The organism is Gilvimarinus sp. 1_MG-2023 (genome assembly GCF_030548285.1).
Genome location: NZ_JAUOSC010000162.1, coordinates 1 through 442 on the forward strand (window position 1 = coordinate 1; position 442 = coordinate 442).

At 54.1% G+C, this 442-nt stretch carries 1 pseudogene; it reads left to right on the plus strand.

Annotated features, from left to right (window positions below):
- A pseudogene (sufC, locus tag Q4563_RS16225) lies at positions 1-200 on the plus strand (Fe-S cluster assembly ATPase SufC); the annotation flags it as partial.
- Positions 201-442: the final 242 nt, after the last annotated feature.

Genomic DNA, 442 nt, shown 5'->3' on the forward strand with positions numbered 1-442 from the left:
TGGTTGCCCATGGCGTCAATGCCATGCGAGATCCAAACCGCTCTTTTATTATTGTGACCCACTACCAGCGTCTGCTCGACTATATTGTGCCGGATTACGTACACGTACTGGCCGATGGCAAAATCGTCAAGTCCGGTGGTAAAGAGCTGGCACTGGAACTGGAAGAAAAAGGCTACAGCTGGCTGGAAAGCGAAGCCTGAGATGGCGAGCTTTTGTCTGTCTGGCGTCAAGAATCTGAACTCTGACGCGTTACAACACCACAGTCCGGAGAGTTAAGGTGGCTACTGTTTTTCAAGATCAACAACTGCAACGAGTCAACGGCACCCATGCGCCAGACTGGTTACAGCCCATTCGCGCCCAGGGCAGTGCTGCATTTGCCGCTGCCCCCTGGCCGACCCGCAAAACCGAAGCGTGGAAATACTGCTCGCTGAAAACCCTGGCC